The 14,261-nt window shown below is 67.2% G+C and carries 17 protein-coding genes and 4 pseudogenes; 12 read left to right on the top strand and 9 right to left on the bottom strand.

The annotated features are described in order from the left end of the window. Nucleotides 1-196 precede the first annotated feature (196 nt). The gene (locus AC5L3Z_RS20140; protein WP_494844146.1) at nucleotides 197-517 is read left to right on the top strand and encodes a hypothetical protein; all 321 of its coding nucleotides are present in this window, start codon (nucleotides 197-199) and stop codon (nucleotides 515-517) included. Here AC5L3Z_RS20140 and AC5L3Z_RS20135 read toward each other — a convergent pair. Beyond that, nucleotides 495-708, bottom strand: a pseudogene (locus AC5L3Z_RS20135) (helix-turn-helix domain-containing protein); the annotation flags it as partial. The gene AC5L3Z_RS20140 and the pseudogene AC5L3Z_RS20135 overlap by 23 nt on opposite strands. Before the next feature lie 639 nt (nucleotides 709-1,347). Between AC5L3Z_RS20135 and AC5L3Z_RS20130 the strand changes: the two are divergent. Genes AC5L3Z_RS20130 through AC5L3Z_RS20115 form a run of 4 tightly spaced genes read left to right on the top strand, consistent with a single transcriptional unit; the run spans nucleotide 1,348 to nucleotide 5,098 of the window. After that, nucleotides 1,348-3,708, top strand: a complete 2,361-nt coding sequence (locus AC5L3Z_RS20130) for a sensor histidine kinase (protein WP_494844144.1) — start codon at nucleotides 1,348-1,350, stop codon at nucleotides 3,706-3,708. Between the two features lies 1 nt (nucleotide 3,709). Further along, nucleotides 3,710-4,132: a roadblock/LC7 domain-containing protein gene (locus tag AC5L3Z_RS20125; protein ID WP_494844142.1), complete on the top strand. Its 423-nt coding sequence runs from the start codon at nucleotides 3,710-3,712 to the stop codon at nucleotides 4,130-4,132. Between the two features lie 5 nt (nucleotides 4,133-4,137). Continuing rightward, entirely contained in the window at nucleotides 4,138-4,527 is a 390-nt protein-coding gene (locus tag AC5L3Z_RS20120) for a DUF742 domain-containing protein (RefSeq protein ID WP_494844170.1), read from the top strand. After that, nucleotides 4,508-5,098 (top strand): GTP-binding protein, encoded by a 591-nt coding sequence (locus tag AC5L3Z_RS20115; RefSeq protein WP_494844140.1) that lies wholly within the window; start codon nucleotides 4,508-4,510, stop codon nucleotides 5,096-5,098. The genes AC5L3Z_RS20120 and AC5L3Z_RS20115 overlap by 20 nt, the downstream gene beginning before the upstream one ends. A gap of 175 nt (nucleotides 5,099-5,273) precedes the next feature. Here AC5L3Z_RS20115 and AC5L3Z_RS20110 read toward each other — a convergent pair whose 3' ends face one another. Beyond that, the gene (locus AC5L3Z_RS20110) at nucleotides 5,274-6,065 is read right to left on the bottom strand and encodes a hypothetical protein (protein ID WP_494844138.1); all 792 of its coding nucleotides are present in this window, start codon (nucleotides 6,063-6,065) and stop codon (nucleotides 5,274-5,276) included. On the opposite strand from AC5L3Z_RS20110, the gene AC5L3Z_RS20105 reads away from it, so the two are divergent. Continuing rightward, nucleotides 5,982-6,236 carry a hypothetical protein gene (locus tag AC5L3Z_RS20105; protein ID WP_494844172.1) on the top strand — a complete coding sequence of 85 codons (255 nt, stop codon included), beginning with the start codon at nucleotides 5,982-5,984 and terminating at the stop codon, nucleotides 6,234-6,236. The genes AC5L3Z_RS20110 and AC5L3Z_RS20105 overlap by 84 nt on opposite strands. Nucleotides 6,237-6,252: 16 nt before the next feature. On the opposite strand, the pseudogene AC5L3Z_RS20100 reads toward AC5L3Z_RS20105, so the two are convergent. After that, nucleotides 6,253-6,357, bottom strand: a pseudogene (locus tag AC5L3Z_RS20100) (integrase core domain-containing protein); the annotation flags it as partial. 228 nt (nucleotides 6,358-6,585) lie between these two features. Here AC5L3Z_RS20100 and AC5L3Z_RS20095 point away from each other — a divergent pair. Further along, nucleotides 6,586-7,425: an alpha/beta fold hydrolase gene (locus AC5L3Z_RS20095; protein WP_494844137.1), complete on the top strand. Its 840-nt coding sequence runs from the start codon at nucleotides 6,586-6,588 to the stop codon at nucleotides 7,423-7,425. A 234-nt stretch (nucleotides 7,426-7,659) separates the two neighbouring features. Here the strand turns inward: AC5L3Z_RS20095 and AC5L3Z_RS20090 are convergent, their stop codons facing one another. Then, entirely contained in the window at nucleotides 7,660-8,064 is a 405-nt protein-coding gene (locus AC5L3Z_RS20090; RefSeq protein ID WP_494844135.1) for a hypothetical protein, read from the bottom strand. Between the two features lie 69 nt (nucleotides 8,065-8,133). Between AC5L3Z_RS20090 and AC5L3Z_RS20085 the strand changes: the two genes are divergently transcribed. The 4 genes from AC5L3Z_RS20085 to AC5L3Z_RS20070 all read left to right on the top strand — a co-directional run bounded on the left by AC5L3Z_RS20085 (nucleotide 8,134) and on the right by AC5L3Z_RS20070 (nucleotide 11,278). Then, nucleotides 8,134-8,613 (top strand): SUKH-4 family immunity protein, encoded by a 480-nt coding sequence (locus AC5L3Z_RS20085; RefSeq protein WP_494844133.1) that lies wholly within the window; start codon nucleotides 8,134-8,136, stop codon nucleotides 8,611-8,613. A gap of 8 nt (nucleotides 8,614-8,621) precedes the next feature. Then, a complete protein-coding gene (locus AC5L3Z_RS20080; protein ID WP_494844131.1) occupies nucleotides 8,622-9,575 on the top strand; it encodes a hypothetical protein in 954 nt (317 codons plus the stop codon). Between the two features lie 846 nt (nucleotides 9,576-10,421). Then, nucleotides 10,422-10,718 (top strand): helix-turn-helix domain-containing protein, encoded by a 297-nt coding sequence (locus tag AC5L3Z_RS20075; protein WP_494844130.1) that lies wholly within the window; start codon nucleotides 10,422-10,424, stop codon nucleotides 10,716-10,718. 236 nt (nucleotides 10,719-10,954) lie between these two features. After that, the gene (locus tag AC5L3Z_RS20070; protein WP_494844128.1) at nucleotides 10,955-11,278 is read left to right on the top strand and encodes an ATP-binding protein; all 324 of its coding nucleotides are present in this window, start codon (nucleotides 10,955-10,957) and stop codon (nucleotides 11,276-11,278) included. A 349-nt stretch (nucleotides 11,279-11,627) separates the two neighbouring features. On the opposite strand, the gene AC5L3Z_RS20065 is transcribed toward AC5L3Z_RS20070, so the two are convergent. The 4 genes and pseudogenes from AC5L3Z_RS20065 to AC5L3Z_RS20050 all read right to left on the bottom strand — a co-directional run bounded on the left by AC5L3Z_RS20065 (nucleotide 11,628) and on the right by AC5L3Z_RS20050 (nucleotide 13,342). Next, complete coding sequence (locus AC5L3Z_RS20065; protein WP_494844126.1) at nucleotides 11,628-11,873, bottom strand: hypothetical protein; 246 nt, start codon at nucleotides 11,871-11,873, stop codon at nucleotides 11,628-11,630. A 239-nt stretch (nucleotides 11,874-12,112) separates the two neighbouring features. Then, entirely contained in the window at nucleotides 12,113-12,553 is a 441-nt protein-coding gene (locus AC5L3Z_RS20060) for a hypothetical protein (protein WP_334523735.1), read from the bottom strand. A 121-nt stretch (nucleotides 12,554-12,674) separates the two neighbouring features. Further along, a pseudogene (locus AC5L3Z_RS20055) lies at nucleotides 12,675-12,915 on the bottom strand (RNA polymerase subunit sigma-24); the annotation flags it as partial. A 190-nt stretch (nucleotides 12,916-13,105) separates the two neighbouring features. Further along, nucleotides 13,106-13,342, bottom strand: coding sequence for a hypothetical protein (locus AC5L3Z_RS20050; RefSeq protein WP_494844124.1), 237 nt, complete (start codon nucleotides 13,340-13,342; stop codon nucleotides 13,106-13,108). A gap of 162 nt (nucleotides 13,343-13,504) precedes the next feature. Between AC5L3Z_RS20050 and AC5L3Z_RS20045 the strand changes: the two are divergent. Then, nucleotides 13,505-13,693 (top strand): annotated as a pseudogene (locus AC5L3Z_RS20045) (DDE-type integrase/transposase/recombinase); the annotation flags it as partial. Nucleotides 13,694-13,806: 113 nt separating this feature from the next. On the opposite strand, the gene AC5L3Z_RS20040 reads toward AC5L3Z_RS20045, so the two are convergent. After that, nucleotides 13,807-14,244, bottom strand: coding sequence for a cupin domain-containing protein (locus AC5L3Z_RS20040; protein WP_494844122.1), 438 nt, complete (start codon nucleotides 14,242-14,244; stop codon nucleotides 13,807-13,809). Between the last annotated feature and the right edge of the window lie 17 nt (nucleotides 14,245-14,261).

Raw genomic sequence — 14,261 nt, 5'->3', positions numbered from 1 at the left:
ACCTCGCACGGTCCACCCGCGCCGCAGCCGCGCCCGCCCGCCGGGCCGCTGCACGCCGTACCGGCCGAGGCGCCGCGGGTGGTCATCGACGCGGCCGTCCGAAGCTCGCTCGCGCCGGCCTCTACCGGGTCGGCCCCTACCGCCGTCCCGGCGCCAGCTCGGCGGTCTGCGCGGCGATGCCGCCCTGCGCCAGGGCATGCCGGTCTGGGCCGACCTCACCGACAGCCTCACCGCCGCCCAGCAGGCCACCAGCCTGGAGACGATGACCGAACAGCAGTGGGATCTGGACCCGCTCACCAGCGACGCCGACGGTGCCCGGCTCGACGTGTCGGTCGTCGGCCGGCTGACCAATCCCCGTGCGTCAGCCGTTGACCCGGCGACGGGTCAGCACCGCATGCACGGTAGAGGCGGGCATGCGGAGCCGGCCGGCGATCTGAAAACCGTCCCCAATCGATGTCTCCACCGCAGGTGCACCACCTTTCGAACCAGAGGCTGGCAGGTGCGGTTCGGGCTGTGACGCGGTCGCGACGACCGATCGCCCATCCCGGCCTCCCCGAGCTCGACGTAGCGCACCGCCCACCGCTTCGCCGTCGGCCAGGACACGTCATAGCGTTCCGCCGCACGGGCGACTGACCACCCCTGATCCACGATCAGACGCGCCAGACGAAGACGTGCACGAGGAGTCAAAGCAGCGTTAGCGTGGGACACGAAGGCCTCCTGGTTGGCGGAGCGGTTCCTAGACAGCTCCACTCCACAACCGGAGGCCTTCGTCATCACGTCTATCTACGCCGTGTCGTCACACAACCTCAACCAACCTGCCTGGGCAGTACATCTAGGGCACCTCCTCGACCACGCCACCACCGTGGTCGACCCGGTGGCGGAGTATCGAAAATGGCGGATCTGATCCGTCCGTGCCGTCGCGGGGCCAGGGGCGAGAGGGCAATCAATGTAACTGTAGCCGCCCTTACGACTACTCTCGAAGTATTGTTCAGCACGGTCACCAGGCTCTATCCTCTCGTGGTGCAGATCACTTGCTGTCCGTGGACCGCGCTGTGACTGTCGGTCAGATTCCCGTGATGGCGGTTCGAAGCTTTGTCTGATGAAGGTGCGCACCCTTAAACTTCGGCGGATGCTGCCGAGTCGGGTCTGCCTCGGCTCGCCCGCGACAGTCGCCGCAACGAAGAGGTTGACCTAGAATTGCGTGAACTCAGCAGACAAGATGCGTCTCCCGCTGAGCGGCGGCAGCCGTTTCAACATGCTCGGCAACGAGCGATGGGACAGGGTTTTGCAACCGACCCACCGTCGCGCTACCGATCCGGGGGAGATATGCAGGTACGTCGTCGCTCGGTGCGTTTCCAGATCTGGTCGCTGTTGGTGGTGGCGTTCGCGACGCTCCTTCCGCTGTGGGTCTTCGGCATGTACCTCACAGTCCCCAGCGCCGTGGAGACCAGCCAGAGTCAGCGACGGAATCTCGAAATCGGTGTGCCCACCGACGCACTGGACACCGCGCTGAGTGCGGAACGCAAGGCTTCGGTGATGTACTTGGCAGACCGTGGCGCGAGCCGATCCGTTCTCAACGAAGCGCGAGCCGCCACGGATCAGGCTGCCGAAAAATATCGTAATGACACGATAGATGTGATTGATGAGATCGGCAAAGGAATCACCAAGCCATTGTCGCAGGAACTGCTCGGCCGTCTCGGCTGGCTGTCCGCTCAGCGATCCGCGATCGACATCCGCGCCGCAGACTCGGCGCAGGTTTTCGCTTACTACAACGAGGCCATCGACAACGGCATTCGCCTCCTGAACTCCCTCACGAGTGTCGGCGACGAGGACCTGCACAGCTTCGGTGAGGCGCTCTCCCGCCTCACCCGGTCCCGGTCGCTGCTGGAGGAGGTGGACGCCCGAGTGTCCGCCGGGATCGCCGCAGGGTCCCTCGACCGCGGCGACTGGTACGCCCTGGTCACCAACATCGGCGCGGTCAACGGTTCGTACGCTACGGCGCTGCCCAACCTGCCTGCCGAGGTCGCGGACGAATACAACAGGATCGCCAGCAGCGAGGCCATGGGTCGGCTGCACGCGCTGCAGGAGAGGATCGCCCAGACGCCGCCCGGGAAGCCCATCAACGTGACCGCGGCGCAATGGGACGCTGCGACGAGCGCGGTGCTCGACGAGGTACACGCGTTCGAGCTGAGGACTGCCACGGTGTGGGGCACCAGCGGCGAGCCGGTCGGCCGCTGGATTCTGATCCGGGCGGGCATCGCCACCGGATTCGGTCTGCTCGGCATCATCGCGCTGGTCATCGTTTCGATCCGCATCGGCCGGACCCTGATTCGTGAGACCACCTCGCTCCGCACCCGGATGGATGAGGTGGCAACCACACGGTTGCCGGAGTTGGTGCACCGGCTCCGTGCCGGAGCGGCCGTCAACGCCGACGAGCTTTCTCAGGGCCAAGCCGTCGAACGGACGCGTACCAAGGAACTCGACGACCTGACTGGTTCATTCGACCGGGTCTACCGGGTTGCCATGGAGGCGGCCAGCGGCGAGGCGCAGCTCCGACAGGGCGTGTCCCGGGTGTTCGTGAACCTGGCGCGACGCAACCAAACGCTGCTGCACCGCCAGCTCAAACTACTCGACCAGATCGAGCGGCAGAGCAACGACCCTGATCAGCTCTCCCAGTTGTTCTCCCTGGACCATCTGGCCACCAGGATGCGCCGCCACGCCGAAAGCCTGATCATCCTGTCCAATGAGGCGCCGGGCCGGGCATGGAGCAACCCGGTACTGATGCAGGACATGGTACGCGCGGCTGTGACCGAGGTAGAGGACTACCCGCGGGTCAGCGTGCACATATTCCCGTCCGTAAGCATCGTCGGCTCGGTGGTCGCCGACCTCATCCATCTGCTCGCCGAACTCATCGAGAATGCCGCACTCTATTCGCCCGCGGACACGCAGGTGCAGGTGCGTGGTTCGAAGGCAGCCAACGGCTTCGTGATCGAAATCGACGACGCTGGCGTGAGCATGAGCGAAGCAAGGATGGCCGAGTGTAATTCGCAGCTCGCCTCTCCGCCGGAGTTCGACCTGACGGACGGCAGCCAGCTTGGCCTGTTCGTCGTCGGTCAGCTCGCCGCTCGGCACGGCGTACGGGTTTCGCTGCGGGCCTCGCCTTATGGGGGCACCACCGCGATCGTGTTGCTGCCTCCGGCCCTGCTTTCCGAAGTCGGCGCCACCAGCCCCCTCGCGCCTGTTGCCGCTGGCCGGCTCGCCGCAGCCGACCCGTATTCCGGGCGAACCGCCGTGACCCCCGCCGTCAACGCTGCTCCTTTCGAGGGGACGCGGCACCGTGACCCGTCAACAACGGATCTACCCGGGGTGGACGCGTCGCTGAGGTCGATACCGCACCTTCCCGCGCTCAACCTGCCGCCGAGCCCCGGCAATCCAATAAAGGCTACCCCGGACACGGGCCGGCCGGTGCTGCCCCGACGCCCCCGCCAAGCAGCACTTGCTCCGCAGCTTCGGCGTTCCAGCCGTTCGGGCGCTATCCCCGCACATCCGGAACCCGAGCACGACCGGAACCCGGAGGAAGTCCGGTCGTTGATGTCGGCCATCCAGCTGGGATGGAATGGGGTGCCGCCTTCAACGTCCACCAGCAATAATGGCGCCGGCGCGGGTTTCGGTGCGCCGTCGTCGAGTCCAGCATGGAAGAGTGATTAGTATGACTGATACGGCTGCGGGCGCAAACGGCCTCACCTGGCTGCTGGACACCTTCGCGGAACGGGTGCCCGGCATTCGGCACGCAATTATTCTGTCCAATGACGGCCTCCTCGTGGCGCGTACCCGCAATCTCGACCGCAACGACGCCGACCATCTGAGCGCCGTCGCGGCTGGTTTTCACAGCCTCGCCAGCGGCGCCGGTGATCACTTCGACTGTGGTGACGTTCGCCGGACAGTGGTAGATTTGACCCGCGGCCTCCTGTTCGTGATGGCCGCTGGCTCCGGTGCCCGGATGGCCGTCCTGACTGAGCCCGGTGCGGATGCGGGTGTGGTCGCTTATGAGATGTCGATGCTGGTGCGCCGAATGGGCGAGCATATGGCCATTCTCCCGAGGTATGAAAACCCTCCGCATGAAATTCGGTGACTTTGATGGCGGCATGGCGAAAGTCGGCGGAAGGCAGCGAGTGGCTCGACGACGAGGCAGGGCCATTGGTGCGACTGTACGGGGTCACCTCTGGCCGAACCCACGCTGCACAAATCTCCTTGGATCTCCTCACTGTGATCGCGACCGTCGACGTTCCACCGGCCGGCAGTCAACATGTTGGCCCGGAGCATCTCGCAATCTTACGGTTGTGCATGTCGCCGACGGCCGTGGTCGAGATCGGTGCTGATCTCGACCTACCCCTGGGCGTGCTCCGCGTACTGCTCGCCGATCTCCACGAGTGGGAATTGGTCTTAATTCGTCCGCCGAACCACGGCGCACTGACGGCCAGTGTGCAACTTCTGGAGGAACTGCTCCATGGTCTTCAGAGACTCTGACAACCCGGCACCGGCCCAGGATCCGGCCTCGGTGAAAATTCTCATCGCCGGAGGGTTCGGCAGTGGAAAGACCACGCTGGTCGCTTCGGTCAGCGAAGTCCGTCCATTTCGTACCGAGGAGGGTCTTAGCCTCCGGTCGGTCGGAGTCGACTCGACCGCCGGCGTCGAAACCAAGCGAACCACCACGGTCGCATTGGATTTTGGACGGATCACGCTCAGTCCGCGGCTCGTCTTGTATTTGTTCGGCACCCCGGGTCAGGACCGGTTCTGGTTCATGTGGGACGAACTGGCGCTCGGCGCGCTCGGTGCGGTCGTACTGGCCGACACTCGCCGGTTGCCCGACTCATTTGCCGCCGTCGACTACTTCGAGCAGCGCGGCATGCCCTTTGCGGTGGCCGTGAACTGTTTCGATGGTGCACCCAAGTATCTGCCGGAAGAGGTGTCCGAAGCGCTGGGGCTGTCCCCCTCGATTCCTGTTGTCCTGTGTGACGCCCGGGATCGAGAATCGACCAAGTACGTCCTCACCACCCTGGTCACCCACGTGCTTGCGCCCAGGGCCCGCGTTCACTGACCAACCCGTACGCGGGGTCCGGCAAAGTCGTCAGGTGATGCCGAGTAGGGCCAGTGATCGGTTGCTGTCGTGGGCGTGGTGGTGGTGGTTGGCGGCGGCGATGTTGGTGACGTCGTTCAGGCGTAGTGTCCGGCCGCCCTGCCGATCAGTACGTGATTCAGCCTGACAATGGTACTTACCAGCAATCGGCTAATGCAGTTCTGAATGCGAGTGCAGTTCGCCATGAAGGAGGATCCTGGATTCGTGGTCGACGTTGCCCCGGCATACGAACCGAATCCAACGACTTGACCAGTCGGTTGGCTCTCGCTACCGCGGCGCCAGTTGTAGATGACCGCTGATGACGACCATGGATGTCCGGTTGCCGTCGCCCCTCGGACACGACCCATAACCCCACGGTGCGCGCTGAGATCAGCTTCAGCGCGCACCGTTTGCGTCTCTGGCTGGTACGTGAGTCGGAGGCCGAGTTGACGGTAGACCTCGGCCTTGTCGGCGGGGTCGGCGTCGCGGAGCACGGTGACGATGTCGCCGAGCGCTTGTACCAGTTTGCTGATTCTGTTCGGTTCATCCGCTGCGAGCTCTTGTTCGGTGTGGCGTGAAGATCGGCTTCGGCACGCGTCCGCTCCGCCTGGGTTTGGGCGATCCAGCTGGTAACGACCGTCGGATCGGCTCCGGCGTCGAGGGCTGCTCGGCAGCGCTCAAGCTTGGCGCCGCAGTCGGCGATGGTTGCCCGGGCTGCGGTGCCGAGGGCGGGTAGATCATCAGCGGCCTGGGCATTAGCCATAGCGCTGATCGTTCGTTCGATGCGGTCCGGGGCGAACGCGGAGGTCAGCCAAGTGTCGAGCGGGTCGGTGAGGGCGTCCTCGCGCAGGTAGACGTTGCGGGGGTGCGCGACCTGGTTGACGAGGGCATATTCCTGGGGGAAGCGGCAGCGGTAGTACGCGTCGCCGTGGTTGTACTGGCCCTGCATTCTGCGTTCGCAGGCGGCGCAGTAGATCAGGCCGCGGAAGACGTACGGGTTGCGGGTGCGCTTCCTGGTTCTTTCGCCGTCGGTTCTTTGCCGACGCTGGCTGCGGAAAGCCTGCGTTTCTTCGAAGGTCGTGTCGTCGATGAGCGATGGGTGGGACGTATGGACCTATAGCTGTACCCGGCCATAACGTTGGTGACAGGCGGCTGGTCGGAAGTCCGCCGAGTGCGGTGTGACGCCGTTGAGTGTTGTACTGCTCGAGCCATGGGGCAAGGGCGGCTGATCGGTCATCGTTCCCTTGCGGACAGGGTCCCGATGAGTTTCCGCCCCGCCGGTTGTCCATCTCTGAGAGCCAACCCCAGTCGCGTACGTTCCACGCGACGCATACCACCGGCGGGGACGCGTAGCTTGTGCCGCCGTCCCCGCGCCACCGGTCCACTACGCCGCCCTGGAGGTTCATGATGTATTCGACGGTCCACTCGTTCCGCACGTTCGGCGGCGTCATCGCGACGGCGGAGGCGTGATGACGACGGTCGAGGCGGACGGCGTCACGCTCGGGGTAGAGCACTTCGGCGACACGGCGGCGCCGCTCGTTGTGCTCGCGGGCGGCACGACCATGCTCTCCTGGCCCGACGCACTCTGCGAGGCGCTCGCGCGCGGCGGGCGCCACGTTGTGCGGTACGACCTGCGCGATTCCGGCGCGTCGAGGACCGTCGATCCCAAGGTTCCGGCGTATACGCTGCGCGATCTTGCAGCCGACGCCGCGGCGCTCGCCCGCGAACTCGACGACCGGCCGGCGCACCTGGCAGGCATCGGCGTTGGCGGGATGGTCGCCCAGGTCGCCGCGCTCGACCACCCGGACGCGTTCTCGGCGCTCACCCTCGCCGGAACGCGGCCCGTTGCTCCAGGCCCGGTCGACGACGACCTGCCTGACCATGACGCGGCGACGATGGACCGGCTGTTCTCGCGTTCGATGCCCGATTGGTCCGACCGCGTCGCGGTGGCCGAGTTTGCCGCCGCAGGCGCAGAGATCCTCGGTGACGACCCCGTCGCCGCGCGCGCGACCGCCGAGCGCAGATGGGACCGCACGCCGGGCACGGAGCCCGCGGTGCAGATGGCCAACCACCTGAGCATGGTGTTCGCCAAGCTCGACTGCAAGCCGCGCTGGCGCGAGCGCCTGTCCGAGCTCGCGATCCCGTCGCTGGTGGTGCACGGTCGCCGCGACCCGTTGTTCCCTGTCGGCAGCGGCGAAGCGCTCGCGCGCGAGATCCCCGGTGCGCGGCTGCTCGTGCTCGAACGGGCCGCGACGGCGATCCCCGATGCGGCCGCCGGTGAGGTCGCGGCGGCGATGCTCGCGCTCTAGCAGCGGAAATGCCTCTCGGTATCTCTCACCACTCCCTCGCCGTCCGTGGACCTCTTGCGGACCTGGCCTCGCTCCCGGCCGATCCCTGAGGAGCATCGGGGTTCGGGGCGGAGCCCCGAGGTCTTCGAGTCCTGGTCGTCTCCAGCGTGGCCGGCCGGCCCGGCCGATGCCGGCCGGAGGTCGCCAGCAGGCCGGGGCCGGGCCGGCGCGGTGGGGAAGTCGGGCTGGCTGTAGCTACTCCTTGGTCGCTACAGCGGCAAGCGCGTATGCAACCACGATCAGGGTGACCATCAGCAGCCGTGGTGACGCGAAGGCTGGGATTTTGAGAGCTCCCCATCCGCAGATGAGGAGACCCGCCAACATCAGGCCGAGGAGGGAGACTGCCCATGGTCGTGGCAACCCGGCGGCCCAGGCGACGAGTAGGCCGAGAATGACGCTGCTCGGGATGCCGACGCCAAGCGTGATCAATACGGTGGATCCGAGGGTTTCCGGACCGTCGACCTCCGGATGGCGGTCGACGACCGAGTCCGCATACTGCGTCGCGAGATAGAGGGCAGCGGAGACCGCAAGACCGGCCAAGACGCCCCGTAACCCACTCAAGACCCAGTCGGACAGGGCGCGGACGGGCGAAGAGGCCATCATCAGTGTCTACCGCATGGTTGTGCACCACTGACACGAGACCCAGCTGAGACGGGAAGTTTGCAGGGCATGCCAGACGTGGTCCACTACTCGAGTACCGACCTGCGTCGGATCTTCGAAGGAAACGTTCCCCAGGCCGCACGGCTGCTCGACGTGGAGTTGCCACGCGCAGCGGGTGTCTTCTTCGAGGCGTATCCGATCGAGCGGGTCAGCCTGTCGAGGGAGTTTCCTGGACGGCTCGGGATCGGCCGGGCGTGGCACGGTATCTGCGAGGTTCAAGTCGACCTTGGCGACGCAGCGGTGTGGTCGGTCGTTGCGGTGGAGGGCGGTCAGCCGGAAGTCGCGTTCATGAACACTGACGTCGATCGGTTCATCATTTTCCTTCAGCGGGTGCACGGCATGGCTCTTCTCGCCGAGGTGGAGGACGGGCCACGGTATCGGGAGCAGGTCGAGGCCGTCAGCCGAGAACTCGCCCGAACGGACGAGCCGGCGACCAGGGAAGGTGCCTGGTGGTCCGGGATCATTGAGGAGATGGTGGCGATGGCATAGACACGCACGTGGATCTGCCGCTGGACCAGTGCCTCCTGCGTCGGGAGATCTTCGGCGTACCCCCAGGCTTAGGGATCGGTTTGTGGCTACCCGTCGTGATTCAAGATCAACGAGCCGCTTCGTTCGTGACTGAGCGGTGGTCGGTGGTGACCGATTCCGACACGCTGCTCTGCGCCGGAAGGCCGCCCCGGGCGCTGACTGCGGATAACGTCACCTACCTGGTCGGGCCGCTGGCGACGCTGGTCATCGTGCAGGCGGGCGACCGGGCCTGGCGGCAATGGGTGCAGAACCTTGACAGCCTGGAACTGAAGGAACCCTTCCCCGAAGCTGTCGACAAGCGGCTCAGCGGGTCAAAGCCTCCGCTGCTCGGATTCGTTCGCATGGCCAAGGGTTATCTCCCGTTGGAGAAGCTGCGCAACCCGGTCAGCCGACACAAGCCGATCAGCATCGACGGCAACCCGTGGCCATGCGGTGGTACGGGCGGCATGACGTGGTGTCTGCTGCGCCTCGCGGACCGCCCGCCGTTCGACGCTCTCGACCAGGTGCGCCGACACCGCGGCAACCCCCTCCCGGTCTCGACTGGGCTCCGCTTCCTGCCGCACGATCCGGTCGCCGCGGTACGCGACTTCGTGGCCGGGTGGTTCGCCGATATCCCACCTGGCGACGACGGACTTGACGACCGAAATGAAGCTCTCCCTGAGCCGCTGCTGGCCTTCTACCGAGCCGCTGCTGGGCGCCGGGAGGTGTTTGGGCTGCACAACGAGATCTACCCTGCCGGCGAGTGCATGACGAGCATGACGGGCGGGTGCTGTTCGGGACGGAGAACCAGGGGGTCTTCGTCATGTTGCTGGATCCGACCGAGGCCGACCCGGCAGTGCAGTACGAGGGACTCGACGCGCAACGGGAGCGGGCGACACCAAGACCTTCACCCGACCAGCAACGCCGGTCCGCGCCGGGCTTGAATTAACCGCTGCCCGCCGACGCGACCCCGCTCCCGCCGGCCGCACGACCGTGCCATCAAGATCAACGAGAGTCACATTGAGGCTCTGGGTCGCCCCGGCGAGGGCCTCCAGAGTGCTGCGTCGTGGGCGGTGAGCGCGACCAACGCGGCCGGCCCGGGTTCGTCCGCGACCTTGCTGGCGGTGTTCATGGGCCGGTAGGCGGCATCGACGTGGGGCCGTTGTCGCCCTGGCACTCGCCATGCTTGCTCGGCGGGCCAGTCACCCTGATGACTGGCGGCCAGGAAATCTAGGCTCGAACGGCTAGACATCTTCTGTGGTGTGGGATACTCTTCTTCGAGTCGAGAGGAAAGATCCGTCAAGACGCAGACGGGCCGTCCAGTCGTGGGGTCACGACGGGCGGCGAGGAGAGGAACGTTCTTAAGCGTTCCCTCTGGAGGCAGTAGGAGCACGTCAGTCCCGGTGTGACACGCGCCGGGGTGCAGGTGGAGCCGAGGCTCTTTTGGGGCTCCGGCTGATGTTCGCCGTACGTGTCGGGGCCATGAAGTCGCGTGGGCTCCGGTGCCGGTGGACCGTACGACAGCAAGGGAAAGAAGTAGCAGAGGAAAGGGAGGGGCGTACACCGTTGGATCGCCCGCCGTCGGCCGTCATGTCAGGCCGGGCGGACACCGCAGTTTCCATCGAACGAGAGGTGGTCTCCGGTCACGCATATGCGATCCTCGCACCCGAGGCCGTCCGTTACGGCTGGTGCGGATACGACAAGCCGACGTTCCTGTCGGTAGATGGTGTTCTGACCCGTAACCCTGGGCCCCGGCGCTTGCGCGCCGGGGCCCTCGACGTGGAGGTGACATGGGGCTGAACCCCGATGACATGTTCGGCGATGAAAACTACCCGGCCTACACCATCGGCCAGGCCGCGGAGATGCTCGGCACCACGCAGGACTTCCTGCGCCGCCTGGACGAGGCGAAATTGATCAACCCGCACCGCTCTACCGGTGGGCATCGCCGCTACTCCCGCTACCAGCTGCGACTGGCCGCCCGGGCCCGGGAGATGGTCGACCAGGGCACCGCCCTGGAGGCCGCCTGCCGGATCATCATCTTAGAAGACCAACTCGAGGAAGCCCTTCGGCAGAACGAGAAGCAGTAGCGTGGGCCGCGGCGACATGGACGGCCAACCCGCTCTCGTGCGAGGTCGTCGGCGGGCGATGAGCCGGATGGCCCGCCAGGCGATGGTCCCCGTCCCCGCCTCGGTCCTGGCAGCCCCGCTCGTCGCACATCTTCACATCCGGCCGGCGACCGAGATGCTGTGCGTGACCGGGTCCGAGGCGCCGCCGTCTGACGCCGGCATGCCCAGGCGCGGCGGCAGCCCGTTCGGCAGGTCTGGTGGGCCACGGGCTGGAGGACTTCGTGTTGGCGGTGCACGAGTTGATCAGCAACGTGGTGCGCCATGGCGGGGGCAGCGGCGAGGTGCGTCTGTGGCAGCACCACGACCTGCTGACCTGCCAGGTCAGCGACAACGGGCATGGGTTGGGTGAGATGGCCGTCGCCTTGCCGTCGCCGGGGGAGGCCGGCCACCGGGGGCTGTGGCTGTCTTGGCCGAGTCGTGCGATCCCGTCGTGCAGAACTGTGCAGTCGGTGCCTCGAGGTATCAGCGCGGCGGCGCTACCGGCGAAGGCGACCAGGCCCGACGTTGAAGCTCTCCGGTAGGGCGTCGGCGAAGTCGTGTGCCGCGGTCCTGGCCGCGTTCAGTGATGCCCGAAAGGCCAGCGGCTGGCCGGGTTGCGTCTGGTGCCCGCTTGTGACCGCTGCGCTCCACCGGTTACTGGCCCGCAGATGGCCCGAGCACGCGCGATCCCTAGCTGGGGCGACCCTCAGCCGTGGCAGCGAAGATCCTCCCCGCCGAGCAGGAAGCTGATCTGAATCTCAATCTTGCCGTAGGTGTTCGGGCGAGGAAATCGCCCATGCACCAGGAGTAGGCGAACCTGTTTCCCGTTCGTCGCAGGCCGCCGCTGGATGCGCGACTGGGATGGCTTCCGTGCCAGGAGGAGGTCGCGTCCTAGATCTTCGGTGCGACGGATTGGGCGATCTTGATCAGTGCCTCCTTGTCGCCCGGCGCACCGTGCACAATCAGCACCCGCATCTGCGAGCCCGTCACCTTCGCGGCGGCGACCGAACCGATGCCGTACACCTCGTCGTAGGCGGCGGTGTCACCGATACCGTTGAGCGGCTCGCCGGTCCGGTTGGACAGGGCGGCGCGGACGTTGGCCTCCGCCGACGAGCCATTGTTCGGCGCGACCGACACGCCGACGGTGAGGAACAGCCGGCCGGCGTTAGCGAAGCTGCCGGGCGCATTGGCCTCGCCCGTGGCTGGGCGTCGACGAAGATCAAGTGAACTGATCTCCCGCTGAGAACGCTCGAGCCACTCGCTGCCGTCGACGCACTGTGAGCGGCGGGGGGTGCCGTGGGTGGTGCAGCAGCGCTGGTGGTGGCCCGGGTCCGGGCTGCCCTGGTCGGCGGCGGCCCGCCGACCAGGGCCACCGGTCAGCGGCGGCCGGTGGCCAGGGCGACGAGGTACTGTCCGCCGCCGGCGTCGACGCTTGCGGTCACCGGCAGTCCGGGCACCAGCCGGGAGAACCGGTCGACCAGCCAGTCCGCCGCCTCCTGGGCGTCCTTCTTGCTCGGACAGCGGGCGACCAGCTCGCGCCCACCCTTGCGTTCGAGTCGCTCGGCGACGGTGATCAGTGGCGCGGGCTCCACCACGTGCAGATGGTCCGGCCAGGCGATGACCACCTTGACCGCGCCCTTGCGAGTGTTGCAGGCACGGTGCGCGAGTCGCTCGGCGACCTTGGCCTTCTTGTCGGCAGTGCGGCTGTCGACGCTGGGACCACGCGGGTCGTTTACCGACATGTCGGCGTCGACCGGCTCGTCGCACACCCAGCATCGCCAACTGTCACGCCTCGCGACGTCATCGAGGAGACTCATCCAAGCAAACTAGCCTGTCAATCCCCGGCCAACGACAGCCCCGGCCGCGGCGAGCGCCGCCAGTCCGTACGGCGCCGCCGCCGTGTTGTTGAAGGAGACGTTGCGGGGCCCGGTGGAGCCGGACGGCGCGCAGCGTGAGCGCGACCGCGGACGACGGCGTCAGCGACGGGTGGGCGCACAGGAAGTAGAGCTGAAGCGTGTCGTCGGCCGGGGCCCCGGGCGTCGGCTCCTCGTCGACGAGGTCCTCACGCCGGCGGCAGGCGGCGTCGGCCCGGTCGCGTCGAGGAACCGGCGCCAGGCCACGGTGACCAGCCAGCCTTCGGGTCCCGCGGCGGGTCGGCCGGCCAGACGCGGATCTGTTCAGGCGAGCGAGGCTGCCGTCGTGACCGTCCGCCAACAGACCGTCATCCTGCCCGGGGCGGCCGCTGCCCTGGTCGTGCCACACGTGGTCACTGACGTCCCCGCCCATCAGCAATGGCGGCTCGGCGTCGCCGAGCCGGCCGAGCACCAGCCTCCGGCACCCGTAGCTTCCTGAGCGGTCGATGAAGGTTTTTACGTGATCGCCGTCTCATGCCGGCCGCAGGTGCGTGCGGCGGGCCTTGCGCCCGCCTCGTACCCGGCGCGCGCGGCCTGCGTTTCGCCGCGCGCGGAGACCTCGGCGACCGGTACGTCCCACCAGGCCCCCGCGTCCGGTCCGGTGACGAGCGGGTCCGTCTCGACATGGATGACGGTGGTCCGGTCGGCGGCCTTCGCGGCGGCCAGCGCGGCCCGCAGCTCCTCGATCGTCACCACTCGGATCAGGTCCGCGCCGAGGGCTCGCCGCATTGGCACCGAGGTCGACGGCGAGCGGAGCACCCGACCGGTCCTGGTAGGCGGTGCCGAGCCGCTGCGCGCCGACGCTCTCGGAGAGCCGCCCGATTGAGGCGAAGCCCCGGCCTGAGCGCGACGCCGGAGCACAGCCAGCTCAAACACCGGTTGAGACCGATGCGCGGGCTACGAACCGACACGACAGCACAAGTGATCATCGCTGGCCACGCGTTCATGCAGAACCTGCGCCGCGGGCACTACGAACTCGCCATCGACACCCCGCCCGCTCTGCGGGTCGTAGCGGCGTTTGTCGAACTCGCCCAAGCGACCTGACCGCCCACCGGCACGGGCTCAACGCGTCTTCCGATCCCACAACGCGACGGCGCCGCGTCGGCCGACCCTGAGCTCCTGGAACCGGTAGAAGTGCGCGACCTCTGCCCGCGTGGTCAGGACGGGCGAGGGGCACGGCGGTCCTTGCGCCGGGCGAGCTCTTCGTCGTCTACCAGGGTGAGCATCGGCTTGCCGGGCTCGCACAGCATCGTGACGGTAAACCGCAGCGGGATGTCGTCGCGGTTGTTGCCGTCCTGGTAGTGGATGATGTCGCCACCCGGCTCCCAGAACGCCTCGCCGGCTCGCACGACCCGCTCAGGCTCGCCTTCGACCTCCAGCAGCATCTCGCCTTCCAGCACGTAACCGAACGCGGGGCCGGAGTGGCGGTGCGAAGGCGTACCGGGGTCGCCCGGCGGGAACTCGATGACCACGGTCATCGCATGCGCTCCCGCCGGAATGAACGGCGGCTCGGCCTCCTGCAGCACAGTGAGCGCCGTCTGCCACGCGGTCGATCTGCTCTTCGGCCCGGCGTTGCCTGGATCGTTGGCGGGCATGGGACGTACCTCCTTGG

It is taken from the genome of Micromonospora sp. LZ37 (genome assembly GCF_059359015.1).
The sequence above is the reverse complement of the archived record's forward strand: the minus strand, read 5'-3'. Positions and strand labels throughout refer to the sequence as shown.